21 protein-coding genes and 4 pseudogenes are annotated in these 24,441 nt (G+C 64.4%); 7 read left to right on the forward strand and 18 right to left on the reverse strand.

The window, feature by feature from the left end; translation table 11 throughout:
* Positions 1 to 45 precede the first annotated feature (45 nt).
* From M3I54_RS24315 to M3I54_RS24350, 8 genes and pseudogenes are all read right to left on the reverse strand, one after another.
* Positions 46 to 363, reverse strand: a pseudogene (locus M3I54_RS24315) (cytochrome D ubiquinol oxidase subunit II); the annotation flags it as partial.
* Positions 364 to 369: 6 nt separating this feature from the next.
* Positions 370 to 1,407, reverse strand: a complete 1,038-nt coding sequence (locus tag M3I54_RS24320; protein WP_254340644.1) for a zinc-dependent alcohol dehydrogenase family protein — start codon at positions 1,405 to 1,407, stop codon at positions 370 to 372.
* 123 nt (positions 1,408 to 1,530) lie between these two features.
* Positions 1,531 to 2,841, reverse strand: coding sequence for a nitrate/sulfonate/bicarbonate ABC transporter ATP-binding protein (locus M3I54_RS24325; protein ID WP_254340735.1), 1,311 nt, complete (start codon positions 2,839 to 2,841; stop codon positions 1,531 to 1,533).
* 49 nt (positions 2,842 to 2,890) lie between these two features.
* Positions 2,891 to 4,633 carry an ABC transporter permease subunit gene (locus M3I54_RS24330; RefSeq protein WP_254340646.1) on the reverse strand — a complete coding sequence of 581 codons (1,743 nt, stop codon included), beginning with the start codon at positions 4,631 to 4,633 and terminating at the stop codon, positions 2,891 to 2,893.
* A 67-nt stretch (positions 4,634 to 4,700) separates the two neighbouring features.
* Positions 4,701 to 6,506 (reverse strand): alpha/beta hydrolase, encoded by a 1,806-nt coding sequence (locus tag M3I54_RS24335; protein WP_254340649.1) that lies wholly within the window; start codon positions 6,504 to 6,506, stop codon positions 4,701 to 4,703.
* A gap of 177 nt (positions 6,507 to 6,683) precedes the next feature.
* Positions 6,684 to 7,526 carry a potassium channel family protein gene (locus M3I54_RS24340; protein ID WP_254340651.1) on the reverse strand — a complete coding sequence of 281 codons (843 nt, stop codon included), beginning with the start codon at positions 7,524 to 7,526 and terminating at the stop codon, positions 6,684 to 6,686.
* 123 nt (positions 7,527 to 7,649) lie between these two features.
* Positions 7,650 to 9,071 (reverse strand): DUF2252 domain-containing protein, encoded by a 1,422-nt coding sequence (locus M3I54_RS24345; protein ID WP_254340652.1) that lies wholly within the window; start codon positions 9,069 to 9,071, stop codon positions 7,650 to 7,652.
* Between the two features lie 21 nt (positions 9,072 to 9,092).
* Complete coding sequence (locus tag M3I54_RS24350; protein WP_254340653.1) at positions 9,093 to 9,965, reverse strand: sensor histidine kinase; 873 nt, start codon at positions 9,963 to 9,965, stop codon at positions 9,093 to 9,095.
* Between the two features lie 336 nt (positions 9,966 to 10,301).
* Here M3I54_RS24350 and M3I54_RS24355 point away from each other — a divergent pair, with 336 nt between their 5' ends.
* From M3I54_RS24355 to M3I54_RS24365, 3 genes are all read left to right on the forward strand, one after another.
* Entirely contained in the window at positions 10,302 to 10,601 is a 300-nt protein-coding gene (locus M3I54_RS24355; RefSeq protein ID WP_254340654.1) for a hypothetical protein, read from the forward strand.
* Positions 10,602 to 10,853: 252 nt separating this feature from the next.
* A complete protein-coding gene (gene potE / locus M3I54_RS24360) occupies positions 10,854 to 13,100 on the forward strand; it encodes a putrescine-ornithine antiporter (protein ID WP_254340655.1) in 2,247 nt (748 codons plus the stop codon).
* Between the two features lie 105 nt (positions 13,101 to 13,205).
* The gene (locus tag M3I54_RS24365) at positions 13,206 to 14,048 is read left to right on the forward strand and encodes a universal stress protein (RefSeq protein ID WP_254340656.1); all 843 of its coding nucleotides are present in this window, start codon (positions 13,206 to 13,208) and stop codon (positions 14,046 to 14,048) included.
* A gap of 23 nt (positions 14,049 to 14,071) precedes the next feature.
* Here the strand turns inward: M3I54_RS24365 and M3I54_RS24370 are convergent.
* Positions 14,072 to 14,305 (reverse strand): annotated as a pseudogene (locus M3I54_RS24370) (LuxR C-terminal-related transcriptional regulator); the annotation flags it as partial.
* A gap of 313 nt (positions 14,306 to 14,618) precedes the next feature.
* On the opposite strand from M3I54_RS24370, the gene M3I54_RS24375 reads away from it, so the two are divergent.
* Positions 14,619 to 14,804 (forward strand): hypothetical protein, encoded by a 186-nt coding sequence (locus M3I54_RS24375; RefSeq protein ID WP_254340658.1) that lies wholly within the window; start codon positions 14,619 to 14,621, stop codon positions 14,802 to 14,804.
* Between the two features lie 38 nt (positions 14,805 to 14,842).
* On the forward strand, positions 14,843 to 15,442 hold the full coding sequence (locus M3I54_RS24380; RefSeq protein WP_254340660.1) for a hypothetical protein: 600 nt from the start codon (positions 14,843 to 14,845) through the stop codon (positions 15,440 to 15,442).
* A gap of 73 nt (positions 15,443 to 15,515) precedes the next feature.
* On the opposite strand, the gene M3I54_RS24385 is transcribed toward M3I54_RS24380, so the two are convergent.
* Entirely contained in the window at positions 15,516 to 16,229 is a 714-nt protein-coding gene (locus M3I54_RS24385; protein ID WP_254340662.1) for a phosphoribosyltransferase, read from the reverse strand.
* Positions 16,226 to 16,916 (reverse strand): annotated as a pseudogene (locus M3I54_RS24390) (dienelactone hydrolase family protein). The gene M3I54_RS24385 and the pseudogene M3I54_RS24390 overlap by 4 nt, the downstream one beginning before the upstream one ends.
* Before the next feature lie 301 nt (positions 16,917 to 17,217).
* Between M3I54_RS24390 and M3I54_RS24395 the strand changes: the two are divergent.
* Both M3I54_RS24395 and phaZ read left to right on the forward strand, forming a co-directional pair.
* On the forward strand, positions 17,218 to 17,370 hold the full coding sequence (locus M3I54_RS24395; RefSeq protein ID WP_254340663.1) for a helix-hairpin-helix domain-containing protein: 153 nt from the start codon (positions 17,218 to 17,220) through the stop codon (positions 17,368 to 17,370).
* An 8-nt stretch (positions 17,371 to 17,378) separates the two neighbouring features.
* A complete protein-coding gene (gene phaZ / locus M3I54_RS24400; protein ID WP_254340665.1) occupies positions 17,379 to 18,644 on the forward strand; it encodes a polyhydroxyalkanoate depolymerase in 1,266 nt (421 codons plus the stop codon).
* A gap of 198 nt (positions 18,645 to 18,842) precedes the next feature.
* Here the strand turns inward: phaZ and M3I54_RS24405 are convergent, their stop codons facing one another.
* From M3I54_RS24405 to M3I54_RS24435, 7 genes and pseudogenes are all read right to left on the reverse strand, one after another.
* Positions 18,843 to 21,098 (reverse strand): FAD-dependent oxidoreductase, encoded by a 2,256-nt coding sequence (locus M3I54_RS24405; RefSeq protein WP_375542199.1) that lies wholly within the window; start codon positions 21,096 to 21,098, stop codon positions 18,843 to 18,845.
* The gene (locus M3I54_RS24410) at positions 21,095 to 21,619 is read right to left on the reverse strand and encodes a flavodoxin (protein WP_254340667.1); all 525 of its coding nucleotides are present in this window, start codon (positions 21,617 to 21,619) and stop codon (positions 21,095 to 21,097) included. Before M3I54_RS24410 ends, M3I54_RS24405 begins: the two co-directional genes overlap by 4 nt.
* Before the next feature lie 41 nt (positions 21,620 to 21,660).
* On the reverse strand, positions 21,661 to 22,110 hold the full coding sequence (locus M3I54_RS24415) for a CBS domain-containing protein (RefSeq protein WP_254340668.1): 450 nt from the start codon (positions 22,108 to 22,110) through the stop codon (positions 21,661 to 21,663).
* Complete coding sequence (locus M3I54_RS24420) at positions 22,107 to 22,337, reverse strand: hypothetical protein (protein WP_254340669.1); 231 nt, start codon at positions 22,335 to 22,337, stop codon at positions 22,107 to 22,109. Before M3I54_RS24420 ends, M3I54_RS24415 begins: the two co-directional genes overlap by 4 nt.
* A 16-nt stretch (positions 22,338 to 22,353) precedes the next feature.
* Positions 22,354 to 23,004, reverse strand: coding sequence for a BON domain-containing protein (locus M3I54_RS24425; RefSeq protein WP_254340670.1), 651 nt, complete (start codon positions 23,002 to 23,004; stop codon positions 22,354 to 22,356).
* A gap of 50 nt (positions 23,005 to 23,054) precedes the next feature.
* Positions 23,055 to 23,840 (reverse strand): NAD(P)H-dependent oxidoreductase, encoded by a 786-nt coding sequence (locus M3I54_RS24430; RefSeq protein ID WP_254340671.1) that lies wholly within the window; start codon positions 23,838 to 23,840, stop codon positions 23,055 to 23,057.
* Positions 23,779 to 24,427, reverse strand: a pseudogene (locus M3I54_RS24435) (BON domain-containing protein). Before M3I54_RS24435 ends, M3I54_RS24430 begins: the two are co-directional and overlap by 62 nt.
* Positions 24,428 to 24,441 lie beyond the last annotated feature (14 nt).

Here is a 24,441-nt window from a genome sequence, read left to right on the forward strand (position 1 = left end):
GCAGTTCGCGTTGCTATTCAGCATCGGAGTCGACCAGGGCGAGGCGGCGAGCCGCTTGCGCGCTTGCGCCGGGCTCGTGACGCGGGGGCTTCCGTAAACGACCACCGTATGCGCGATTCCGAGTTGCTGCAGCCGCTCTTCGGTTTTCCAGTAGTCGAGCTGAAGGCGTACGCCGCACATTTCCGGACGCCGCAGAAACGCCGCGTCCTCGTCGGCCTGAACATAGCTCTGGCTTTCGATCAGTTGGCGCACGCGCGGCGCGAGACGCACCGCTCCTTCGGCTGGTGGCTGCCTTTTGCGTTGCGCCGGGCGCGCCCCGGCTCGTTCGAGGCGCACTGCAGCAGAAAGCCCCCGGTTGCCCATGGCGAGTCACATCTCGATGATGACTTTCAACGCCTGCGTGCTCGCCGCGTGCGAAAACGTCTCGTAGGCCTTGAGGACGTCCTCGAACGCAAAGCGATGCGTGATCAGGCGGCTCGGATCGATGCGTCCGGCGCACAGGGTCTTGAGCAGCATGGGCGTACTCACGGTGTCGACGAGGCGCGTCGTGATCGCCACATTGCGGTCCCAGAGCTTGTCGAGAAAAAGCGACGCCGGCACGCCATGCACGCCGATGTTCGCGATCGTGCCACCCGGTGCGACGAGTTGCTCGCAGAGTTCGAACGTCGCAGGTACGCCGACTGCCTCCATTGCGCAATCCACCCCCACGCCATCCGTGAGCATCATCACCGCATCCACGGCGTCGCCCGCGCGCGGATCGATGCACGCCGTCGCGCCGAATCGCTTCGCGCATTCCAGACGGTTGGGGTCCATATCGATCATGATGATCTGCGCGGGCGCATAGAACTGAGCGGTCAGGAGCGCGGCCAGCCCGATCGGCCCCGAGCCGACAATGGCAACCGTGCTGCCGGGTTCAACCCGGCCGTTGAGCACGCCGCATTCGAAGCCCGTTGGCATGATGTCCGAGAGCATCACCAGCGCGGCCTCGTCGAGGCCTGCGGGAATCCGGTACAGGCTCGTTTGCGCGTGCGGAGTCCGCACGTATTCGGCCTGCGTGCCGTCGATGCGATTGCCGAGAATCCAGCCGCCCGTCTTGCAGTGCGAGTACATGCCGCGCCGGCAGTACTCGCACTGTCCGCAGCTCGAAATGCAGGAGACGAGCACGTGATCGCCGGCTTTCAGCGTCGAGACGCCGCTTCCGGTTTCATGGACGACGCCCACGCCTTCGTGGCCGAGAATACGGCCCGGCTCGCAACTGGGCACGTCGCCCTTGAGAATATGCAGGTCGGTTCCGCAGATCGTCGTTTTCGACATCTTGACGATCGCGTCGCCGGGAGCCTGCAAGGCGGGCATCGGCCGCGTTTCGACCGCGAATTTGCCCGGACCATTGTAGACCAGTGCTTTCATGTTCCCTCCGAGAATGATCGGAACGACAGCCGGCGCGGCCGCGAGGTAAAGCGCCTGTCTCATGATGAGCGGCGGCGAGGGTGCACATTTGACATCGATCAAGCACTTGCCGGCCTGGCAGATTCAATCGCCAAATGTTCGGGTGTGGTCGTCGTAGCTGAATAACCCGGCGTACCGGCCCCAGTCGATCGCGCTCCGCAGGGTCGTTTCGGCATCGGCGCGATGCAAGTGGTCCTCCAGTTCGAGCTCGAAACGCGCACGCGGCGCCCGGTGCCCTTCCCGTTCGTCAAGGACCTCGCGGATGTGGGCGATGAGCGGCACGAACTGCACCACGTGTTCGCGAAACAGCTTTTTGCGCTCGCTATCGCCAGCGTGGGCAAACATGCGTCCGGCCGCCGTGAGTTTGATCGTGCGCTCCTGCAGCTCCGCGAATGCCAGCAGATGCAGCGCCACGGCCACCGGAAAGAGTTCATCGGGCTTGAGCATCAGCGCCGCGGCCATCGAGGTCAGTTCCGTGTGGCCATCGTGCGTGGCCGCCGCGAGCGCATCGAGGAACCCGACAAGACGATGGCTCGATACCGCCGGCAGTCGCAGCCCAAACGCGCCGCGCACCGCGCCTGAGCCGTTGGCGGATTCGGCGAGGCGAGCGGTCAGGATTCCGTACAGCGTGTCGACGATGGCGCGAAACGCCGGATCGAGCCGGTTGCGCGGGCGCGACAGCGGCACATTCAACGTCGCGACGATATGACCCGGATGGCCGCCCAGCACATGGATGCGGTCGCACATCAGCACCGCTTCCTCGATGTTGTGCGTGACCATGAGCACCGCCTCGATCGGCGTTTGCCGCTGGGTCCACAGGTCGAGAAAGTCGCTGCGCAGCGTTTCGGCGGTGAGTACGTCGAGCGCCGAAAATGGCTCGTCCATCAGCAGCAGTTTCGGTTCGCTCACCAGCGCCCGCGCAAAGCCCACACGCTGGCGCATGCCGCCCGAAAGTTCGCGCGGAAACGCGGATTCGAAGCCGTCGAGCCCGATCCTCTCGATCGCGGACATCGCGCGCTCGCGCACCACGCTGGGCGCGAGTCCCGCCGCGTCGAGCCCCAGCTCGACGTTGGCGAGCACCGTGAGCCACGGGTAAAGCGCAAAGGTCTGGAACACCACTGAGATACCCTCGGCAGGACCCGAAAGCGGCGCGCGTTGGTACCGCACGCGGCCTGACGTGGGCCGCGCGAGGCCGGCTGCTACGCGCAAGAGCGTCGATTTGCCCGATCCCGAGCGCCCGAGCAGGCCGAGAATTTCGCCTTCGCGCAGCATCAGGTCGATATCCACAAGCACCGGCAGTGGGTCGCCGGAGGGCCGCGCGAACGCCATGCCCACGTGGTCGAGTTCGAGCACTGGCGTAGCGAGGCCAGCATGAGGCGCGTCATCAAGCGCCATTGCGGAGGGTGCTGGAGCTGGCATTGGGGCGATTTCCATGGCGAGGCGTTCAGGAGAGCCGCGTACGGCGTTCAGCGAAGGCGTAGAGTGGCCGCCATATCAAGCGGTTGGCGGCAACGACCATGATCGACATGACGGCAATGCCGAGGGCAATGCGCGGAAAGTCTCCCCTCGCCGTCATCTGCGCGATATAGGCGCCGAGGCCGCCTGCGCTCAGGCTGGTCGTCCCCCAACTGACGGTTTCGGCCACGATGCTTGCGTTCCACGCACCGCCGCTCGCCGTAATCGCGCCCGTCACGTAATACGGGAAGATGCCTGGCAGCAACACTTGCAGCCACCGCGCGCGCGGCCGTAGCCGCAGGCTCGTCGCCGCCTCGCGCAAATCGCTCGGCAAGGCTGTGGCGCCAGCTATCACGTTGAAGAGGATGTACCACTGCGTGCCGAGGATCATCAGCGGGCACAGCCAGATGTCCGGGGCGAGCCTGAAGTGCACGATGCAGAACGCGACGACGGGGAACAGCAAATTGGCGGGGAAGGCAGCCAGAAATTGTGCAGCCGGCTGGACCCAGGCGGCCACGCGCGGGCGCAGCCCCACCGCCACGCCTGTCGGAACCCAGATTGCGGAGGCGAGCGCAATGAGCACCACGACCCGCAGCAAGGTGAGCAAGCCGTTGCGTACTGCATCGACCACGTCGGCCCATGCGAGAGCTGGCGCTGCGAAGCGCAGCACCGCCATGGCCGCACCTGTTACGGCGGCCGCGCACAGTGCGAACCAGAGCGCGTCGCCCGCGCGCCGCGAGGAGGCGCTGTGTGCCCAAGCGAAGCCGTGCCAACGCGCGCCGGGCGACAACCGCAGATGTGCGGCGCGCGTGAGTGCCGCACCAGCCGGGCGGCACGCGTGCTGCATCCACGGCGACCGATGAAAAAGGTCGAGCAGCCAGCTGCGCGGGCAAGCCTGAGCCGCGATATCGCCATAACGAAACCGGTCGGCCCATGCCACCAGCGGGCGAAACAGCAACTGATCGTAAAGCACGATCGCGAGGCTCATGGCGAGTATCGCCCAGCCCACCGCCGCGAGATCGCGCTTCAGGATCGCCTGCGCCACCCACGACCCCACGCCGGGCAGCGCCACCTGCACATCGCCCACGGAGATGGCCTCCGAAGCCACCACGAAGAACCATCCGCCCGACATCGACATCATCGCGTTCCATACGAGCCCCGGCATCGCGAACGGCACTTCGAGCCGCCAGAACCGCTGCCAGCCGGACAGACGGAAGCTGCGGCTCGCCTCGTCCAGATCGGAGGGCACGGTGCGCAGCGCCTGATAGAAGCTGAACGCCATATTCCACGCCTGGCTCGTGAAGATCGCGAAAATCGAGGCCAGTTCGGCGCCCAGCACGTTGCCCGGAAAGAGCGACATGAAGAACACCACCGTGAACGACAGGTAGCCGAGTATCGGCACCGACTGCAGCACGTCGAGCAGCGGGATGAGGATCCGCTCCGCCCGGCGGCTCCTTGCCGCGAGCGTCGCGTACGTGAACGTAAACATGAACGAAGCGATGAGCGCGATCAGCATGCGCAGCACCGTGCGCAGCGTATAACCTGGCAGCGCCGCGGGAGAGAGCGAGATGGCCGCGCCGTGGCCGCCCGCCAGCGGGCCCGTCATCTGGCGCGCGCCCTCGCCCAGCAACACGATCGTGCCGAACACCAGCACCACGGCCGCCACGTCGCGCCAGCCTGGCATGCGCGGGTACCAGCGCAGTCCTCTCAGCACTTCGGCATGATGTTCCATGACATGGCCCTGTTCACCCGTCTGCGTTTGACTTCGAGCCACTCGTCCGCTGGCTGGCTGCGCGCGTTCATGTTTCGAGCACGTATTCGCCGGGCGCCGGCCCAAGCCCGGCTTGCGGCGTGCGCGCCGGCACCTCGCCCGTCGAGTGCTTGCGCAGCCAGTCGCACCAGCAGGTCCACCACGAACCGTCGATCACGGGTGTCTCGCTCACGTACTCATGACGGCTGCGGTACGGCGCGTCGGGCTCGCGCGTCGCGCATCGGAAGTAGCGCCCTTCATGTCCCGGCTCGGACACGATGCCGGCGTTATGGCCGCCCGCCGTGAGCACGAACGTGAGCGCGTTGTGCGTGAGCAAATGCAGCTTGTAGACCGAGCGCCACGGCGAAACGTGATCGCGCTCGGTCCCGACGGCGAACATCGGCGCTTCGATGTCCGAAAGCGCGATGGGCCGGCCGTCCACGCAATAACGGCCTGCCGCGAGATCGTTGTCGAGAAAGAGATGCGTGAGATATTCGGTGTGCATACGGTACGGCATGCGCGTCGTGTCGGCGTTCCACGACATGAGGTCGTTCGGCTTCGTGCGCCGACCGAGCAGATACTCGCTCATCATCCGGGACCAGATCAGGTCCCGCGCGTTGAGCAACTGGAACGCCGCCGACATCTGCGCACCATCCAGATAGCCCTGCCGCCACATCAGCGCGTCGAGCGCGGCGAGTTCGCTAGCGTCGATGAACAAACCGAGTTCGCCCGGGTCGCTGAAATCGGTGAGCGCGGCCAGCAACGTGACGGAGCGCAGCATGTCGCGCCTGCCGTCGCGTGCGAGCGCCGCCGCGCCGATCGCAAGCAGCGTCCCGCCCAGGCAGTACCCGACCGCGTGGACGGGCTCACTGCATCGCACGCGAACTGCCTCGAGCGCCGCGAAGAAGCCGTCGCGCAAGTAGTCGTCGAGGCCGAGATCGCGCGCTTCGGGGCCTGGATTGCGCCACGATATGGCGAATACCGTGTAGCCCTGTTCGACCAGAAACCGGATCAGCGAGTCGTGCGGCTGCAGATCCAGGATGTAGTACTTCATGATCCACGACGGCACGATCAGGATCGGCTCACGCTCGACATTGGGCGTCGTCGGCGCATACTGCAGCAGCTCGCACAACGCGTTGCGCCAGACGACCCGGCCCGACGTCACCGCGACGTCGCGCCCCGGAATCCAGGGCTGCGCCACGCGTGCCCGCGTGCCCCGCAGTGTGTCGGCCATGGCGTTCGCGTCGTCGAGCCAGTTGCGCAAGCCCGCAGCAAGATTGGCGCCGCCACTGCGCAACGTGGCCTGCAACACCTCTGGATTGGTCGCGATGAAGTTGCCGGGCGAACACGCGTCGAGCCACTGGCGCGCCGCGAAGCCAACCAGTTCCTCGTGGTGCCGCTCAACGCCCGGAACGCCGCGGGTCGCTTCGCGCCACCAGCGCTCGATCGCCAGAAACGCGTCACGGTATATCCGGAATGGCCAGTTCGACCATGCGGTGGCTGTGAAACGAGGGTCGGCATGACCAGCGTACACCGTCATCCCGCCCTTCTGCGCTTCGTCTCCGGTGGGGCGCAACTGCGAAGGAAACGTTGCCGTAAGCCACCCGTGCGTAGCAAGGTCGAAGCATTTTCCGGGTGAGACTGCGAGGTGCCCCGCCCAGTCGAGTGCGGCCAGCGCTAGCGCCAGGGGTGAAAGGCCGAATGTCGCCGCGGCCAGACTCGCATGGGCCGCACGATTCAACTGATCAGCGGGAGAGTCGTCGGGGCGTGCGCACGCCGCAGCGCGCGCGCGCCCCCCATGAATGGCTCGGCTCGTATGCAAGGGTTCAGCTTCGCTAACGGCGGAATCGGTCATGATCGGCACGCTCTTCGTTCGTCAGGCCGCCCGTGCGCGGTATGGCCCGGTGGCGGCGTCAACCGCATTACTGTGCGTTGGCTGCGGCAGGCGGCGATTGATCTGAATCAAGCATGCGAGCGCCGGCCTGGCGGGACGAGGCATGAACAACGCTGTTGCCCGCCATGCCTCTTGCGATCAACCGGCTCCGATCTGCCGAGCCGCGTTGTCTCCTCGTTGCGGACCGCTGCGGCTCGGCGCGAGCGCATCTCGCAGCCCTTCCAGCTCGCGATGCAGCGAAATGATTTCCGCATGCAGCACCTTGATGTCCCGATGCATCTCACGCCTGAGGCGCCGCTCTTCCTTGCCGATGAGCCACGCGGCAATGCCGGCAAATGCCAGTGAAAGCATGCCGTAGCCGAGCAGCACGACGAACACGGCAAAAACACGTGAAGCGGGCGTCGTGGGCGCGATGTCGCCGTAGCCTACTGTGGCGCTGCTTTCGAATGCGAGCCACAGCCCTTCGGCGTAGCTGTGCACATGCGGCTCCAACGCGTAAAACCCCGCACCGCCAAGCAACAAAACGATCGCGCACGCGAGCGGGAGCAGCGCGAGCCGGTTGAGTTCGAAATACGAGCGCAGGGCAACGACGATACGCAGCGCAATCATCGCCATGAACGCGAGTCTGAGCACCCATTCGAGCCAAGACCAGGGGTTCGCTCCGCCGATCATACTGACGAGCGCGCCGCAAGCGATCGCCACATCAAAGGCATTGCGATCCAGAAACCGTGCTGGTTTGTGGCTCGAGCATGCGGTTCGCGCAACGGCGGCCGCGCACGCCACCGCCATGCCGCCGTAGAGTGCGCGCGCGGTCAGCAGCATCGAAGTCGACGTTGCGAGCAGTTCGACATAGAAGGCTGGAATGGCAATCAGGCAGCCCGCAAGCACAAGCCAACGGGCGTGTGACCACGCGTGCTGTGCAGCGGCGCCGTCGTGTGAATCGACGCCCGCGAGTCCTGCCTTGTGCCAGCCGACACTCATTTGCCGTCTCCCTCATTATGGAAGACGCGGCGGCTTGAAAGTTGCGTTTGCGCTTCAGGCCGGATTTCATCGCAGTTCATATGAGCGGTCGGGCCGTTGATACGCCGCATGACTTCCTCGCCTTCAATCTTCCACTGCTGCCTGAATCCGGCCTTCGCGGATCGCCTGGATGAATTCGCGATAATCCCGGCGGTTTTGCGTGCTGTATTCCGTGGCGAACTCGGTGATGGCGTCGTCGAAAGTGCCGCCCGAGCCCATGTATCCGGCAATCATCGCGGCGTCGCCCGAGCGGGCATGGGCGCGCGCGAGCGCATGCGCGCACATGCGGCCGTATTGCCGAAGCAGGCCCGCATCCAGCGCCTCGATCACGACGGACATTTTCATGTCGCGAAGCTGCCGGACATAGAAGTCGCGCCCGTTCTTCCCGCGGCTCCAGCCGAGAAACACATCGCTCGCGGACTGCATGATGCGCTGGCCTGCAATCACGCGCTGACCGTGGTTCGCGTGCAAGCTCCTTCCCGCATACGGCTCGAGCACCGAAGCTTTCGCTTCCTTGACCTGCAGGAACAGCGGGTCGTTGTCGGAAGCCAAGAAGAGACCGACACCGCACATCGTGCCGACGCTGCCCACGCCCACTACCTTCAGCGCGAGGTCGAACAGATGGAACCGGTCGAACAGCACGCGCACATGTTCGGGGAGACTCTCGCGATACGATGCAAGCGCCTCGGCATAGCCCGACTCGAGGCCGGGCGCGAGATCCGCATCAGGGTGGAAGATGAGCGGCGGCTCGTCCTTGATACGCGGTCGCCCCCCTTCCTCGGTAACGAGCCTGGGGTAGAGATGATCAGGCACGGTCTTGCGCCGCTCCACTTCGATGCGCTGTGCGATGCGCTTGCGGGCGTTCTCGACGATATCCGGATCGCCCGACTTGTCCTGATACTTCTGCAGATCGATCCGGTCGTACCAGACGTCGAGCGCGCGCATGTAGGCATAGTCGTGCATACGTTCACGGTATTGGCGCACGAGATCGGTCGTGAGTCGCACGGTGTCGCTATAAGGCAGTTCGAGATGCTGTGCGGCGATCACGACGCTCGCGGCAAGCCGCTTCAGGTCCCATTCGAACGGGGCGGGCAGCGTTTCGTCGAGATCGTTGATGTCGAAGATCACATTGCGCTCGGGCGTCGCAAAGCCGCCGAAGTTCATCAGATGCGCGTCGCCACACGCCTGCACACGCAACCCGCTGGTGGGTACCGTGGCGAGATCGGCCGCCATCACGGCGGCCGCGCCTCGATAGAACGCAAACGGCGAGGCCGACATGCGGCCAAAGCGTATCGGGATAAGGCGCGGCAAACGGCCTGCATTGGACTCCTCGAGCAGGTCGATGACATCACGGCGCTGCTCAGGCAGTTTCCACCCCGCCTGGGACAAGCGGGGCACTGAGTCACGAATGAGTCGGCCCTGTGCCGATCTCTCGTCTGGCGTGCGGTATGGCGCCGCTATAGCACTTGCATCGTGCGCGGCCTTGCGTGAAACAGCTTTGTCCATGGCGTCTGCTCCTATCCCGTCTCATACGTGCGCTTTTGTGCTCGCGCTCTGCGCCGGAAGTTCGATATGGAAGGTCATGCCGCGATCAGCGTTGCGCTCGGCCCAGAGCTTCCCGCCGTGCGCCATGACGATGGTGCGGCTGATCGAGAGACCGAGCCCCAGTCCGTCCGGCCTCGAGGTCACGAACGGCTTGAATAGCGTGGCGAACTGGTCTGCATCGACACCGAGCCCCCGGTCGCGAATGGCTATGCCCACCTTGCCGCGATCCGCTGTGACCGTCACGGCGATGCAAACCTCGCGGTCTGCCGCATCGCAGTCGCGCACGGCGTCGAGAGCGTTCAACAGAAGGTTGACGAGGACTTGCTGCAATTGCAGAGCGTCCCCACGCAAATGAGGCAGTGCGGGCTCGATGCGCGCGGTGATGCTCGCGCCGGCGGCCTGCGTTTCGCGGCGCAGCAGGCCCACCACTTCACGCACGAGGCCGCCCACATCGACCGCGCTGATCTCGGGCGGTTCGCGTCGTGCCGATTGACGCATCCTTCGAATGATCGCGTGCGCGCGCGCACTATCGACGACGACCTCAGCGAGCAGTTCCTGCAGGTCGCCCAAAGCGGGCGGGTTCTGGGCAAGAAAGCGCTGCGCCGCCTGGGCGTTGCTGAGAATAGCCGTGAGCGGCTGGTCGACTTCGTGGGCAAGCGCGGCTGCCATTTCGCCCAGTTCCGATGCCCTCTCCCTATGCAAACGCCGCAACTCGTTCTCCGCGAAGGTGGCGCCCACCTGGTTTGCCGTATCCGGTTCGACGACGCTACCCGCCCGCGGCCCCGTCCCCGGCGCCAACGACGCCGAATTCGTCTCGCGAGCTTCGATATCTGTGCCACCCAGATTTGCCTTCATCACCGTTTCTTCCTCCGCGTCGGCTGCCCTGCTCTGGCCACACCTTGTTCCGCGGGCTCAAGCATGGGAGCGTGTCTCGTGCGAAAAGGTATGAGCAATGCTACCGACCCGCAGCTCATCATGTATCGCGTGGGTGCGCTCGCGCGACACTCTCGTTGCGTAGACATTAGAGCGGGGCGCCGATCGTCGCTTGACCTATATCAATTTGCACTTCGTCAGTCGCCCTAGCCTTCACACAAGATCCGCGATTTCCGAACTGGATGTCGTGGCGACCGATTGTTCGAAGGCCGTCGCGCTTGACATGAAGCCGCGTCGAGCGCGCATGAAACTGCCGATATGTGGATCTACCGTGTCAACGAACCGCGTCTCGGCGCAGTTCGCGTGCGCGAATGGCGGCGTCGTGCGTGGCACTCCATTGACCTGCTCGTGCTGCTGCTCGTCGCCGCCACCAGCGAACTCATGTTGCTAGAGCCGCCTCTTCATACGTGCCTGTTCAACGCGCTGTGGGACGCGGCCAACCTGACGACGACGCTTGGGGATTTTCCGGAATTCGACGACCGACAGAAGATTTTCATGCTCTCGGCCATGCTCGTAACAATGTTCGTTGCCGCGTTTGCGATATCGAGGCTGTCGTGATCGGCGATGAAATCCTCGCCAATGCATTGATCGGAAGAATCGGCATGCATGCCGAGGCTACTTCATGAAAACAGTTATTCCAGGCGAATGCAGTTCCCATCACGCCCGGTCTCTACCCGACGCTTCATGGACGAAATCCTGAAGCTCAACGCAACGTCATAGCCCGGCATTGCGGGCATTGGCGACGCACGAAACGCAATAGATAGCTCGCGACGCGTGCTTGAGCACAGCGACGCGAGCAGGAGATTCACCATGACGGATCAACCCAAAAAGATGAACGTAGTACAGCTCACGTTCATCGTCACCATGAACATGATGGGATCGGGCATCATCATGCTGCCCGCCAACATGGCGCAAGTCGGCGCGATTTCGCTGCTGTCGTGGCTTGTCACGGCAATTGGATCACTTGCCATTGCATGGGGCTTTGCCGAAGCCGGACTGTTAAATCAGCGTGCCGGTGGCATGGCCGCGTACGCCGAGGAGGCTTACGGCAAGGACGGTTATTTTCAGGTCTTCTTTCTCTACTTCCTGTCTATCGCCATTGCGAATGTAGCGGTTGCGAGCTCTGCGCTCGGCTATCTCGCCGCATTCTTCCCGGCGCTGACATCGTCCCCGCTCGCGGCCTGTCTTGGCGTGATCGGCCTTCTGTGGCTGACCACGCTGGCCAATTTCGGCGGCCCCAAAATAACGGGACGAATCGGCGCGGTCACGGTTTGGGGTGTGATCCTGCCCGTAGGCTGCATTTCGGTTGCAGGCTGGTTCTGGTTTCACGGCAGTACTTTCGCGGCTGCCTGGAATCCGAAGGGGCTGCGCCTCGTGGAGGGGATGGGTTCGAGCGTCTCGCTCACGCTCTGGGCATTCCTCGGTATGGAATCGGCGGTACAGAACTCGTCGGCCGTCGAGAACCCCAGGCGCGATGTCCCGTTGGCCTGCATGTTCGGCACCTTGGGCGCGGCGGTTATCTACATTCTCTCCACGGCCGTGATCCAGGGGATCGTGCCGAATGCCGAACTCGCCAAATCGACAGGACCGTTCGGCCTCGCCTTTGCCAAAATGTTCAGTCCCGCTGTAGGCTCCGTCGTCATGGGCCTTGCCGCGATGGCATGCGTCGGCTCTCTGCTCGGCTGGCAGTTCACGCTGGCGCAAACAGCCAGGGACGCTTCCGATAGCCAGATGTTCCCCGCTGTTTTCGGCAAGACGAACCGCTCAGGCGCGCCTGTTGCAGGCATGGTGATCATGGGGATCGTGCAGTCGATGATGGCCTTGTCCACGATTTCACCCAATCTGAGCGAACAATTCGCTGCGCTCGTCAACCTGGCCGTTGTCACCAATGTGATTCCGTATGTCATTTCGCTGTCGGCTCTATTCGTGATGATGCGCAACGCCGGCACGCAGGTGGCGAAGTACCGTCTCAATGCGACGGTCGCGGTAGTGGCGCTGGCTTACTCGGTCTTTGCTATCTACGCTTCCGGCAAGGATGCCGTGATGGGCGGAATGCTGGTCATGGCGATCGGCTACGCGATATATGGCTTCGCCGTCAATCGCACCGGCTCACCGACCTCTGCGCCGCGGGCGGCTGCAAGTTCAGCTGCCGCGGCGATGGCCATCGGCATACTGGCGCTTTCCGCTTTCATGCCGCATCCGGTGCGCGCCCAGCAGCAGACGACAAGCGCGACGCTGCTGCGAATCGAGCAGTCGGGGACGATCCGCATGGGCTATCTCAGCGACGCGCGTCCGTATGCTTACAAGGACGCCAGTGGGCAAGTGACGGGCTACACAGTAGCGCTGTGCCAGAAGATTGTCGAACAGATCAGAAGCGAAACGGGGCTGACAACGCTCAAGCCCCAGTGGGTTCCGCTCTCGCCCGGCGACAACACGCGCGCATTGCGAGAAAAGCGCGTCGATCTCGTATGCGGAGTACTCGATACACTCACGAACAGGCAGAGCATGTCGGTCTCCATTCCTGTCTATCCAGGCGGAATCGGAGCGGTTCTGCGCGCCGATGCGCCGGCGGGACTGAGCGAGATTCTGTCTGGCGAGCACCCGTCTCACCCAATCTGGCGCGCGTCGCCCGCTCAACTGCTGTCCCGGCAGACGGTTTCGGTCATCGCCGATTCGCCCGCGCAGCGCTGGCTTGCCGGAAAGCTTGGTGATTTTCAGATTTCAGCAACGGTTGCCCCCGTCACCTCTTTGCAAGCGGGTTTGCAGAAACTCATTGACTGCCGGTCGAACGTCTTCTTCGCAGACCGTGCCCTGCTCGTTGCAGCGACGCACGCCAGTCCCGCGGCGAACGATCTGGTCGTTCTCGACCGGCGGTTCACAAGCGTTTCCGTGGCGATCGGCATGGCACGCGGAGATAACGATCTGCGTCTGCTGGTAGACCGCACTCTGAGCCGCCTGTATGGGTCGCCGGCATTCGTGGCCTTGTACGAAAGGTCGTTTGGCAAACTCGATGCGGATTCGTCCGCGTTCTTTCGCTGGGCTGCGCTGCCGGAGTGAGTCATTCGCAAGCCGAACAACTTCGCGCGAATCGCGCTTGCGGGCTAACCGCACGTGCCTGGGAACTGATTTTCGTACACGTTTTGCAGCGACTGGAGATCCACGATGACCTACAAGACCGTGATGGTCCACCTCGATACGAGCAAAGGCGCCCATACGCGGCTCTCGTTCGCACTGAAGCTCGCCCGAAAATTCGATGCTCATCTGGACGGCGTGTTTTCCATGTTCGATCCGCATCCGCTGGGCTTCTACGCCATGACGGGCACAGCCGACTTTTACAAAGCTCACAGCAAATTCCTCGCGCAAAAACGCAGTGAGGTAGAACGGTTGTTTCGCGCGGAACTGACGTGTGCGCAGGTGCCGGGCGTATGGACCGCACCAGACGGCTATCCCGTCACCACGGTCATGCAGGGCAGCCGAACCGCAGACCTTGTGATCCTCGGGCAAGCCAGACCGCAGGACCCGGAGTCCTGTGTGGCGGACAATTTCCTGGAGACTATCCTGCTGGGTGCGGGCAGCCCCGTTCTATTGATACCGGAAACCGGCTCCTTCGAGGCGGTCGGAGAGCGCATCCTGATCGCCTGGAATGGCGGCCGCGAGGCAGCTCGCGCCATTCGCGACGCGATTCCCCTTGTCGCGCGTGCGACACGTGTCACGGTCGCCGCCGTCGTCGCCACGGCGTTCAAGCCAGCGCCGACCGAAGCGTCGTGCGCTGACGTCGCAGCGATGCTCCAGCGACACGTTGCGCTCCCAGTGGACATCGCTCGCTTCGATCGTCCGTTGGCGGTATCGACAGGCGACGCACTGCTCGAATTCGCGATCGATGGCGGATATGACCTGCTCGTCGCGGGTGCATATGGCCACGCCAGGTTTCATGACCTCGTCCTTGGCGGCGTCACGCGCACGATTCTTTCTTCGATGACATTGCCGGTGTTGATGTCTCATTGAACGACTGCGCGGATGCAGGTGCGTCACTTTCCCAGTGACGCCGGTTCCCTGTCGCTGTACTGCGTCGGGGTGCTCGTGCGCGGCTGCGGCAGAGCCAGCGACTCCGGCTCGTCGGCCTCCGATCTCACTACGAGGCGAACCAGATCGGCAAGCGAGCGAACTTCCATCTTCTCCATGACGCGCGCCCGGTGAATCTTGATGGTTTTCTCCGCTGCGCCCAGTTCGTCTGCAACGAGCTTGTTAGGGCGGCCTTTCACACCAACGCGTACCCGTATGCAGGCCGCGTGCTCCGCTAGTCATTCTTACAGGCATCGTTGGGAGTGCCGCGAAAAGCTAGCTGCGCTCCTGGCGAGTCTGTGCAAACGATAAAGCCGGTAGTCGCCGCGTAGTTGACCCACGTCAATCGGAGTCGAGCCAGCTAGCGCCCGCGACCCCGTCGTGAACGCGACCGCGAATGAATTGATGCAGGTCAAGTGCTCCAAAGCACCCCGGCGGTCGAATGACATCAACCGCCGAAGCGCCCGAAGCCGAAGGGACTGTGTGCGCACCGGCATGCACGGAGAAGTCACCATGAAACGCGGATGGGTCGATCGCGACAGGCGCCTGCTCACCCTGCGCGGTCCTACACGCTCGGTGGTATTGCGGGCGTCGTCGGACAGTCTGCTCGACGGGCTCCAGGCAGGCGATAGCGTGTGTGTCGATTACGTCGAGGCAACCGCCGTGCAGATTCAGCACAACGGCGAGCCGTTGCGCTGAACCCTTATTCCCTGCACTCCCGAACAGCGAGATCCCTCATGACAGGCAAGTCTCTCGTATTCCACCAGTCCTTCGAACGACGCGCCCTGCTGCTTCACCTCGGACGCACGCTGCAATTGCTGGCCCGCATTCTCGAAGCGCGCCATACAGCCGAGACCGTCGGGGAACTGATCGCGCTGCATCCGATACTCGAAGACGAGGTGCTGCTCGGGCATGTTTTGCCTTCCATGAGCGTGGAAGAATTCATTGTGCGCACGCAGCGGACATTCTGCGGCTGGCCACAGGCGTTACTCGACGAGAAGCTCGACCACGACGCATTCGACGCGTCAGTACGCGACCGTTTGTTCGCGCTGAATCTGCGCGGCTGGCATGCCTATGCCGCCAGCCTGCGCTCCGAGGTCGCCTGGTTCGGCCTGGAAACAGCACGGGCGAACCGGCCGCGCACGCACCATCGCAGCAACGACCGTGTAATCGCGCCCGCGCCAATACGCGCAGATGTGGCTGGCGCGAGCGCCGCTGCTGCGCCGGCTCGCGACATCGAGCGGGACAAGGACGAACTCGGACCGGACTTCGGAGAGTGTCGAAGGGCTCTCGCCACCACACGGGGCCGGACGCTCAAACGAGCAGTTCCTGCCTGATTGCGAATAGGCGCTTACGCGTCGAGGTCTGCTCGCAACAATCCACTCAGAAAAACGCCCGAAGTCATCGAGGTCAGGCAGCGCCGTCTTCTGGCGAAGCGGCTCGCGCACCGTCGCTATCGCCTCGCATGGCCTTTCGTTGCCAGTCCTGCGCGTCGGCGAGGCAAGTTTGCACCTCTTCATCGCTCGTCTGCGTGAAGTCGGCATAAAACTGCCCGATACCCATGAACCAGTCCGGCTGCATTACGTAGACGAAGTCGTCCGCGACCGAGTCGAAGCGGGCTTCGACTCCGGCTGGGCACACGGGCACCGCAACGACGATCTGCCTCGGGTGCCGTGTGCGCAGCGCGTTGAGGGCAGCGTGCATTGTCGATCCCGTCGCCATGCCGTCATCCACGACAATGACGGTTTTGCCCTCGACGGCAGCAGGCGGCAGCTGGCCTCTGTAGGCCAACTCGCGACGACGAAGCTCGACGCGTTCGCGCGCGATGGCATCCAAAACCTGCTCCCCGCTCACATGGAGCGCGCGCAACACCGAATCGTTGAGGTAGATCGCCTCGCCGGTCGCTATGGCCCCCATGGCAAGCTCGGGGTTATGCGGCGCGCCGAGCTTGCGCACGAGAAGCACATCGAGTGGGCAGCGCATGGCCCTCGCCACCTCACAGCCGACCGGCACACCGCCGCGCGGCAGCGCCAACACCACCACATCGGTGCGCCCAGCATAACGATCCAATGCCGCCGCGAGCTGCTTGCCGGCGTCAGCACGATTGCGGAATATGTCACTCATGGTCGATGTCCTGTATGCGATGCGTCGCCGGTCCTGGCGATGCCGGAAATCAGCCAGTGTCCAAACCAGCCAGCGGCAAGGCGCGTCACTTCCTCGAGCGTGCCGGGCTCCTCGAAGAGATGGGTCGCGCCGGCCACGATCGCCATGCTGTGCTCGCAGAACAGTTGCGCGGCGGCCGTCTGATTCAGTCGGATGACCTCCGTGTCGAGTTCGCCGACGATCAGCAGCGTCGGCGCAGAGACCGAGCCGAGCGCAGTCCTCGCGAGGTCAGGCCGCCCGCCCCTCGACACGATGGCGCCCACGGTGTTCGTCTGAGCCGCCGCGACGAGCGCGGCCGCGGCACCCGTACTCGCTCCGAAGAGCCCAACCGGCAGCGTCGCGACGTCGGCCCATTGCCGCAGCCAGACAAGCGTCGCGCCTAACCGGCGCGCCAGCATCGCAATATTGAAGCGGTACGTGGCGTCGACGTCGTCGTGCCGTTGCTCGTCCTGCGTCAGCAGATCGAACAGCAGGGTCGCAAATCCCTCGCGCTGCAAACCAGCGGCCACCTGTCGGTTTCGCGGGCTGAAGCGGCTGCTGCCGGTTCCGTGCACGAACACCACCGTCGCCGCGCGCATCACCGGGAATCTCGAGGATCCCATCAAGCTTCACGTAATCGACAGGAATCTCCACCTGAAGGGTTTGCATCTTTCCCTCCCGGGAACGTAACCGCGCGCCGGCACGGGGTGCCGGGCACGATAGCGGTCCGCATGCTCCATGCCATGTCCGCTCTCTACATCGCGCACGAGGCGACACCCCTTGCCTGGATCATCGTGCCTGCCCCGCTCCGCCCATTGACCTCGATCAATCCCCTGCCTTGCTCCGCTTAGAGACCACACGCTGACCTGGATCAACGCTCTGGCGATGCCGCCGTCCATGCTGTGATCAAGCCCCCCTGGGCACTTACGCGCTCAGCCATGCCACGTTTTCAGCGCAACGAGGGGATCCCATGCTCATTCACAATGCCGATGTTGCCGCGGTTTTCAGCGAGATTGCCGACCTGCTCGACATTCAGGGCGGCTGCGCCCGCTGCTTGCGCGTACGATGCGCTCGTCTGCTCACGAAATCTCGGAAAGTCGGTAATTGGGATCAGATGGTCTGAGGTCAACAATGTGGTATGCCCTTGTCGAACAACAGCGCCAATGGATGCGCGCATGGCGCGCGGCGGCGCAGTACGCGCGCCATGCATGTGATGCGTGGCCCGCACCGCCGCTGGCGCATGCCGCCTCGTCCTGCTATGCGGATCTGTTCGAGCCCCTGCTCGGCCTCACGGAGGAGCCGCCGCCGTTTGCGATCCGTTCCATCGCGCTCGATGGGAGGCATTGCGAAGTTGACGAACGTATCGTCGCGCATACTCCGTTCTGCGACTTGCGGTGCGTTGCACGCGCACGCGCCGAGCGCGCCGTTCTGCTGTGCACACCGCTGGCCGGCCACGCGGCCGTCATGATGCGGGAGACCGTTGAGGCGCTGCTCGCCGACGGCGACGTCTATATCACCGACTGGATCAACGCGCGCGACGTACCGCTCGCAGCGGGCCGCTTCGGCCTCGATGAGTATGTCGCGATGCTGGACGCCTTCATCGACAGGCTTGCGCGGGACAAGCGGCCGCTGCACGTCATCGCCGTCTGCCAGTCCACGTTTCCTGCGCTCGGGGCGCTGGCGCTGCGCGCGCAGCGCGGCTGCGCTCCGCCCACGAGCATCACACTGATTGGCGGCCCGCTCGACGCACGCATCAATCCGAGCACGCTCGGTCTCGCGGCCGCATCGCATTCGCCTGACTGGTGCGAGCGCCACCTGATCGACATCGTTCCAGCCGGGTTTGCCGGGCAAGGCCGGTACGTGTTCCCGACCTACCTGCAGCAGGCCGAGATTGCGATCGTTTATCCGCATCGCTATGTGGCGCTGGTAGACCACTACACAAAGGCAACCTCGCGCGGCGATACTAGCGCGCTTGCCGATGCGCGCCGCGCGTTGAAAGAGTACACCGCGCTGCTCGACATGCCGGCTGAATATTTTCTCGATACCGTGGATATCGTATTCCATCGCGCAATGCTGGCGCAACGCGCATGGCGTGTAAGCGGTACGCTCGTCGAGCCCTCGGCGCTGCGCTACGTCGAGTTGCTGACCGTCGAGGGCACGCGCGATGCCGTCACCGGCGCCGGACAAACGCATGCGGCCCTGAACATGTGCAGTGGCATTGCGGCAGCAGCGCGGCAGCAGCTCGATGTCGAGGGTTGCGATCATTACGGGCTGTTTACCGGCGAATGCTGGCGCGACGAAGTGCATCCGGCGCTGCAAGCAGCGTTCATCCGCGCAGAAGCGGCCCGGATGCGGCGGTGCACGACGCCGCGCCGGTCGGGGGTCGTGCCGGGGTGAGATCGCCGTGGTGCACGGCCCGACAGGCGGGCGCGGCCAGATCAGTCTGAACGAAAGCGAACAGATCACTGGCGCCCAAGCCACACACGTACGTCGCGTGGCGCAGTTGATGCAGCGCGAACAGGCCGCCCGCGTCGCCGTTGCATACGTCGAAGGATTGCATCGCGCTCCCCGCATGCTTGTGCGCGTTAGCGTGCGCTATTTGCACACCTCGCCTTCGTAGTCCGAGGCCGTCTGACCGATACGCAATTTCGCTTCGCCCATGTCGAGTACCGCCAGCGCCGCCGCACGGCCAAGCGACTGCAGCGACGCAATCGACTCCGCCGAAAAATCGAAGTCGCGCGCAAATGTCACGCTGTCCATGGTCGCGCCTTCGAGCGCGATACGATGAATCTGCACCGGCGCGTGGTTGCACATCAAGCGGATGTACTCCGGCGACTGCCGCGCGCGCGCGGCGGCCGCAGCGTCGAGCTGGCCGGTGATGCGCTCGACGAGATCGCGGAAGTCGTTGGCGTTCTCCTCGAAGCGCAGATCGTTGCGCACGCGGTCCGCATAGACGATCTCGTCCCGGCGCAGCATCACCTCGAAGAGATTCGACGGCGAGTTGCTGACGATGCCGCCGTCCCAGTAGGCGCGGCCCTCCACTGTCATCCACGGCATCGCTGGCGGCAGACTGCCGCTTGCGAGCAGATGCTCGGGGGTCAGACGGTCGACGTAGCTGTCGAAAATGCGCCGCTCGCCGCTTGCGACTTCCACGGCACCGAGCAGCAGTCGCGTTGGGCTTGCCGCCAGCGCGTCGAAGTCGACGTAGCGGCGCAATAGCGCGAGCATGGGCTGCGTGTCGTAGTAGCTCGTCCACCACGGCGCGAAGCTGCCGATTCGCGGCGCGTCCATCCACCAGCGCGGACGCATGAAATTCGGCACGCCAAAAAGCGCGAGGTGCCAGGCTAGTTCGGTCTGCCACAGATGCGCGCAGGACCGTGGCGCGGCGAGACCCTCGATCGACAGTTCGTGCCAGAAGGCATTGAGCACCGCAACCGCGTGGCCGGGATGGCTCGCGACGATCGCGCCGTTGAACGCGCCAATCGATACGGCCGAGACGATATCGGGGCGAACGCCATGCGACTCCAGCGCGCCGATAGCCCCGCTCTCGAACGCGCCGAGCGCGCCGCCACCCTGCAGGATGAGCACGGTCTGGGAAGGCAGTGCGCCAAGGCGCGAGCCCACTTGCTTGAGTGCTGCTCCACTGCTCGCGAGATTGCGCCGGTGGCGGATCATCTCTTCGGCGGCGACCGCTTCGTCGGCCGGCGCACCGATAGAGAACATCGCTCGCAGCACGTTGTGCCTCATGAATAGCAGCGAGTACGGCCGCTGCGGAAACTCGCCCCGCTCGACGACCTCCAGTGCATTGAACGGATCGCCCAGAAAGTTGTAGGGCACGTCGAAGACATCGCCATAGAAGATCGAGACGTCACGGTACGGCATGCGCGCGCCGCGCATGTTGCGAGCGGCGAGGCGCCCCTGGCGCACCGCGTTGTCCCAGTGCTCGACGCGGCGGCGCGCGCCCAGCATGGGGTCATGGAAGTTCGCGACATCGCCTGCGGCGTAGATGTCCGGGTCGGACGACTGCAGACACTCGTCGACGAGCACGCCATCGGCCAGCTCGACCCCATTGCCCGCAAGCCATGCGCAGTTCGGCTCCACGCCCGTCGCGACGACGCCGAGTTCACACGCGAGCGCGCGGCCATCGCTGAGCACCGCGCCCGTCAGCGTGTCGTGCCCCGTGAGACGCTCGACCGTGAGCCCGGTCAGCACCTCGACGCCGTGCTTTGCGCACAGCTTCCTGAAATGTGCCGAGAGCAAGGCGGAATGCAACTGCGGCAGCATCTGCTCACCGCGCTCGACCAGTGTCACCTCGAGGCCCAGCTCGCGCAACGCCGCCGCGGCCTCGACACCCACGAAGCCCGCGCCGATCACGAGCGCCCGGCGCTTGCCCACCGCATCCGCTCGCAACGCAACGGCGTCGCCGATGTCGTGCAGGCACTGCACGCCCGCAAGCGTGGCGCCGGGAACCTTCAGCATGTGCGGGGAGGCGCCCGTCGCGATCAGCAGCTTGCCGTAGCCCACCGCGCTGCCGTCTGCGAGCTGCACGCGGTGCGCGGCACGATCGACCGCCGCAGCCCGCGCGTGCAGCAGCAACGCAATGCTCTGCTTCTCGTAAAAGTCCGCCGGGTGGATCGTGGCCCGCGCGGCGCCGACCTTTCCCGTGAGGAAACCCTTCGTGAGCGGCGGCCGCCGGTAGGGTAGAACGGGTTCGCCACACAGGATCGCAATGCTCGCTCCCGGCTCTTCATGGCGCAGCGAGCGCGCAGCCGACACGCTCGCGATGCCGCCGCCTACCAGCACGTAGTCGAAACGCTGCTCGCGCATGCCTTGCCCCTGCGCGCGGTTCATCTGGCCGCCGCCGCATGCTCGCGCGCGGCGAGTGCATCCTTGATCGCCAGTACGAAGCGGGAAACCTTCTCGACTGCCGGGTCGGTCCGCATGTCTCGCGCGGAAATCGCACAGGTCGCGATCGGCGCGCGCCGCGCGAGCTGCTCCATCTGCGCGAATGCGTCTTCGCTGCCACGTCCGCCCATCGTGCAGAAGAACGCCACCGTGCGCATCTGGTGCCAGTGCAACGAAAGCCACGTCGCTACCGGCGCCGACGCGCGCGCCGCCCACACTGGCGTACCGATCAGGACGACGTCGTAGTCGGCCAGCGTATGCGTCATCGGCTGCAAATGCGCGGGGCGCTTGCGGACCACGTCGAGGATCGAAAGCAGGAAGCCTAAAGGGCCCACACGGCGCCGGAATTCGACCTCGTGCAGCCGTTCATAATCCCCTTCGAGTTCGGCGGCGAGCCGCCCGGCGAACTCCGCCGTCGTCTCGCTGCGCGAATAGAAGACCACAAGGATCCTTGATGGTGCATTCAAGGCGACCTCCATTCAATCTTTCCGATGCCAAGCACTCCGCACTATGCGCGGCGCTTCTCTTCGAGATGCGGCTGGCGCGCCGAAATGAGGCGCAGTTCGTCTAGCAGGCTTGCAGCCGCATGAAGCAGATCGTCGAGCGAAACGATACCGATCAGTCCGCCGTCTACGCCGATCACGGGCAGCCGGCGCACGCCATGCAAGCGCATGCGCCTCGCGAGCAGCCAGATATCGTCGGCGCCATCCGCAATCAATGCGGGCGTCGACATCACATCGCCGGCGTACAGCTCGCCCGCCTGCGCATCCGGGCTGACCACGGCCAGCACGATATCCCGATCGGTCAGCACGCCAAGGGGCACGCGCACGCCCTCCTTGTCTTGCACCACCACCAGATCTCCGGCATGCAGCGCGCGCATTCTCGCCGCGGCTTCGACGATGGATGTTTGCGGATCGCAGGTGGCGACTTCGCGTGTACAAAGCGTGGCGGCGTTCATTGCGCATCCTTCCATACGGCAAGCAATCGTTCGCACGAGCCGACGTGGCTCCTCTCTTCGCACCCGAGCGCGAACGGGACGCCCGCATCCACGGCGTGCTCTGGCACGAAGTCCGCTACCAGCGCGTCACCGAAACGGTGTACGACGAGAACGCCCGTGCAGACGATGGCCGAGGCGGGCACGATGCCGAACGCAAGGCGCTCGAATCGGCGGAAGAAGTGATACATGGCAGTGCTCCCTGTTTCATTCGACGCTCAGAAGGTTGACGATCGTCTGCACGCCCGGCGTCGCCTTGGCCGCACCGTAGACGAGCTTGCGTTCGGCGTGCGAAGCAACCTTGCCGGTCAGGGTGACCGTGCCGCCTTCGATCTTGATCTCGACGTGTTTCGCTTCCCGCTCCCCGTGCCGCCCAATCGCGGCGCGAATTCCGCGTGCGATGTCTTCGGCCGAGGTTGCACCGCGAATGCGGATCTTGTTGATCACGCCCGTTACACCGAGCAAATGCGCGATCGCTTGCTGCGCGGCGTGGCTCTGGTAGCCCCAGTCGCACTCGCCGAGCAACTTGACGCAACCCTTCTCGACCTCGACCTGGACGTCCTGGTTGTTGACGCCGACGGTCCATTCGAGGATCGCGCGCACCGTGTCCGCGATGTCTTCGTCTCTGCGCAAATCGTGAAGCGCCAGACGCACCTCCAACTCCACGACGATCCCTCGTACGCCCGCAACACGAGCGGTCGCCCGTTGCGCGGCGAGCTTAGCCGCGTAGCTCGCCGGATGTCCCGAGAGCGTCACTACGCCATTCGACACCTCCACGCCATTCGTCGCTGACTGGATCGACCGGTCGCACGCGATCTCGGCCTCCACGTCACGCTTCATTTCCAGATCGGATTTCATCGCTGTCCACTCCTGATTGCGTCCCGCCGCAGTCCCGTTTCACCGAGGATTCACGCTGTCGGTACCGCAGCAAAATGCCCGCGAACAAATTCACGCACCCGCGCGAGGTTTGCGGAGGCCGTAGCCGCAGGCATTGCCGGGCCGACTTCGTCGAAATGCAGGTGGCCGATCACATCGAAACCGGACGCGCGAAAAACGTGCGTGTCCTGCAGCAACTGCATCGCTTGCCACCGGCCGTCTTCGACGAACGATGTCAGCGGCGCGGCCGAGACTGTCACCACGACAGCCCGGCGTCCGGACAGCAAGCCGTGCACGCCGTCCGGTTGCGTTTCGTACGCGAAGCCGCGGCTGAACACGCGGTCGATATAGCCCTTCATCATCGCGGGCATCGCCATCCACCAGAGTGGATAGACGACCGTCACGACGTCTGCCGCGAGCACGTCTTTCTGCGCGATCACGACGTCGGCCATTCGAACGTGCACGTCGCTTCCCTCGGTCAATTCCTCCGCGGACAGCACGGGATCGAACCCCATGCGGTACAGCTCATGAACGCGCACGTCATGGCCTATGCGGACCAATTCCCCAAGGTACGCACGCGTCACGCCCATGGTGAAGCTGTCTTCCACCGGATGCGCGACCACGATCAGGTGTTTCTGCATGGCGGTGCCTCCTTTTTTAAAAAAAGCCGCACGAACATATTCATCGTGCGCGCGCCAGCCGCCATCCGATTGACACACATCAATCATGCGACGATCGCCCTGCCCGTCCCCCCGTTCACTCGACGACCAGCTCGTCCACCACGCGCCGCACGCCGCGCGTCGCCCAGGCGGCGCCACACGGCGCACGCCGGTCGCGCAGCGACGACACCTTGCCGCGCAGCGTCGCCACGCCATTTTCGACCGTGACGTGAATGCCTGCGAACTCCCGCTGGGCGCGGCGCGCGAGGGCCGCCGAAATGTGCTCGGCAACGTGGGCCACGGCGTCGCTGTTGCGCACGGCGATCCGGTTGGCCACGCCCATTACGCCGCGCATGCGGCTTACCACCTTCTCGGCCAGATTGCTTTGATAGCCCCAGTCGACGTCGCCAACGAGCGTCACGCAGCCGCGCCACTTCGACGTGAACCTGGCTCTCGGCGAGACCCGCCTGCCAGCGCAGTGCAAGCACGATGGCTTGGGCGAGATCAACGTCTGCATGCTGAACCGCCGGCGGCAGGGCGATCGTGAGCTCGATAACTATCGCGCGGCAGCCGGACACGCGCTCAACAGCTCGCTGGACGGCCATCTTTTGCGCGTAGCCCGGCACCGTGCCCGACAACGTCACGATACGGTCCTGAACGCCGACATCGACACGCGAGATATCCACCTCAGGATCCCACGCGAGTTCGCATGCCACCTCGTCTCTCAATACTTCATCGGATTTTATTACCGCCTCCTGTC

Source organism: Paraburkholderia sp. CNPSo 3274, assembly GCF_024206475.1.
Classification (GTDB): Bacteria; Pseudomonadota; Gammaproteobacteria; order Burkholderiales; family Burkholderiaceae; genus Paraburkholderia.

Bases quoted from the DNA above. Each gene is read 5' to 3' on its own strand.
- M3I54_RS24320 (WP_254340644.1), bottom strand. From the start codon at position 1,407: ATGAAAGCACTGGTCTACAATGGTCCGGGCAAATTCGCGGTCGAAACG.
- M3I54_RS24325 (WP_254340735.1), bottom strand. From the start codon at position 2,841: ATGGCGCTTGATGACGCGCCTCATGCTGGCCTCGCTACGCCAGTGCTC.
- M3I54_RS24330 (WP_254340646.1), bottom strand. From the start codon at position 4,633: ATGGAACATCATGCCGAAGTGCTGAGAGGACTGCGCTGGTACCCGCGC.
- M3I54_RS24335 (WP_254340649.1), bottom strand. From the start codon at position 6,506: ATGACCGATTCCGCCGTTAGCGAAGCTGAACCCTTGCATACGAGCCGA.
- M3I54_RS24340 (WP_254340651.1), bottom strand. From the start codon at position 7,526: ATGAGTGTCGGCTGGCACAAGGCAGGACTCGCGGGCGTCGATTCACAC.
- M3I54_RS24345 (WP_254340652.1), bottom strand. From the start codon at position 9,071: ATGGACAAAGCTGTTTCACGCAAGGCCGCGCACGATGCAAGTGCTATA.
- M3I54_RS24350 (WP_254340653.1), bottom strand. From the start codon at position 9,965: ATGAAGGCAAATCTGGGTGGCACAGATATCGAAGCTCGCGAGACGAAT.
- M3I54_RS24355 (WP_254340654.1), top strand. From the start codon at position 10,302: ATGTGGATCTACCGTGTCAACGAACCGCGTCTCGGCGCAGTTCGCGTG.
- potE (WP_254340655.1), top strand. From the start codon at position 10,854: ATGACGGATCAACCCAAAAAGATGAACGTAGTACAGCTCACGTTCATC.
- M3I54_RS24365 (WP_254340656.1), top strand. From the start codon at position 13,206: ATGACCTACAAGACCGTGATGGTCCACCTCGATACGAGCAAAGGCGCC.
- M3I54_RS24375 (WP_254340658.1), top strand. From the start codon at position 14,619: ATGAAACGCGGATGGGTCGATCGCGACAGGCGCCTGCTCACCCTGCGC.
- M3I54_RS24380 (WP_254340660.1), top strand. From the start codon at position 14,843: ATGACAGGCAAGTCTCTCGTATTCCACCAGTCCTTCGAACGACGCGCC.
- M3I54_RS24385 (WP_254340662.1), bottom strand. From the start codon at position 16,229: ATGAGTGACATATTCCGCAATCGTGCTGACGCCGGCAAGCAGCTCGCG.
- M3I54_RS24395 (WP_254340663.1), top strand. From the start codon at position 17,218: ATGCTCATTCACAATGCCGATGTTGCCGCGGTTTTCAGCGAGATTGCC.
- phaZ (WP_254340665.1), top strand. From the start codon at position 17,379: ATGTGGTATGCCCTTGTCGAACAACAGCGCCAATGGATGCGCGCATGG.
- M3I54_RS24405 (WP_375542199.1), bottom strand. From the start codon at position 21,098: ATGAACCGCGCGCAGGGGCAAGGCATGCGCGAGCAGCGTTTCGACTAC.
- M3I54_RS24415 (WP_254340668.1), bottom strand. From the start codon at position 22,110: ATGAACGCCGCCACGCTTTGTACACGCGAAGTCGCCACCTGCGATCCG.
- M3I54_RS24420 (WP_254340669.1), bottom strand. From the start codon at position 22,337: ATGTATCACTTCTTCCGCCGATTCGAGCGCCTTGCGTTCGGCATCGTG.
- M3I54_RS24425 (WP_254340670.1), bottom strand. From the start codon at position 23,004: ATGAAATCCGATCTGGAAATGAAGCGTGACGTGGAGGCCGAGATCGCG.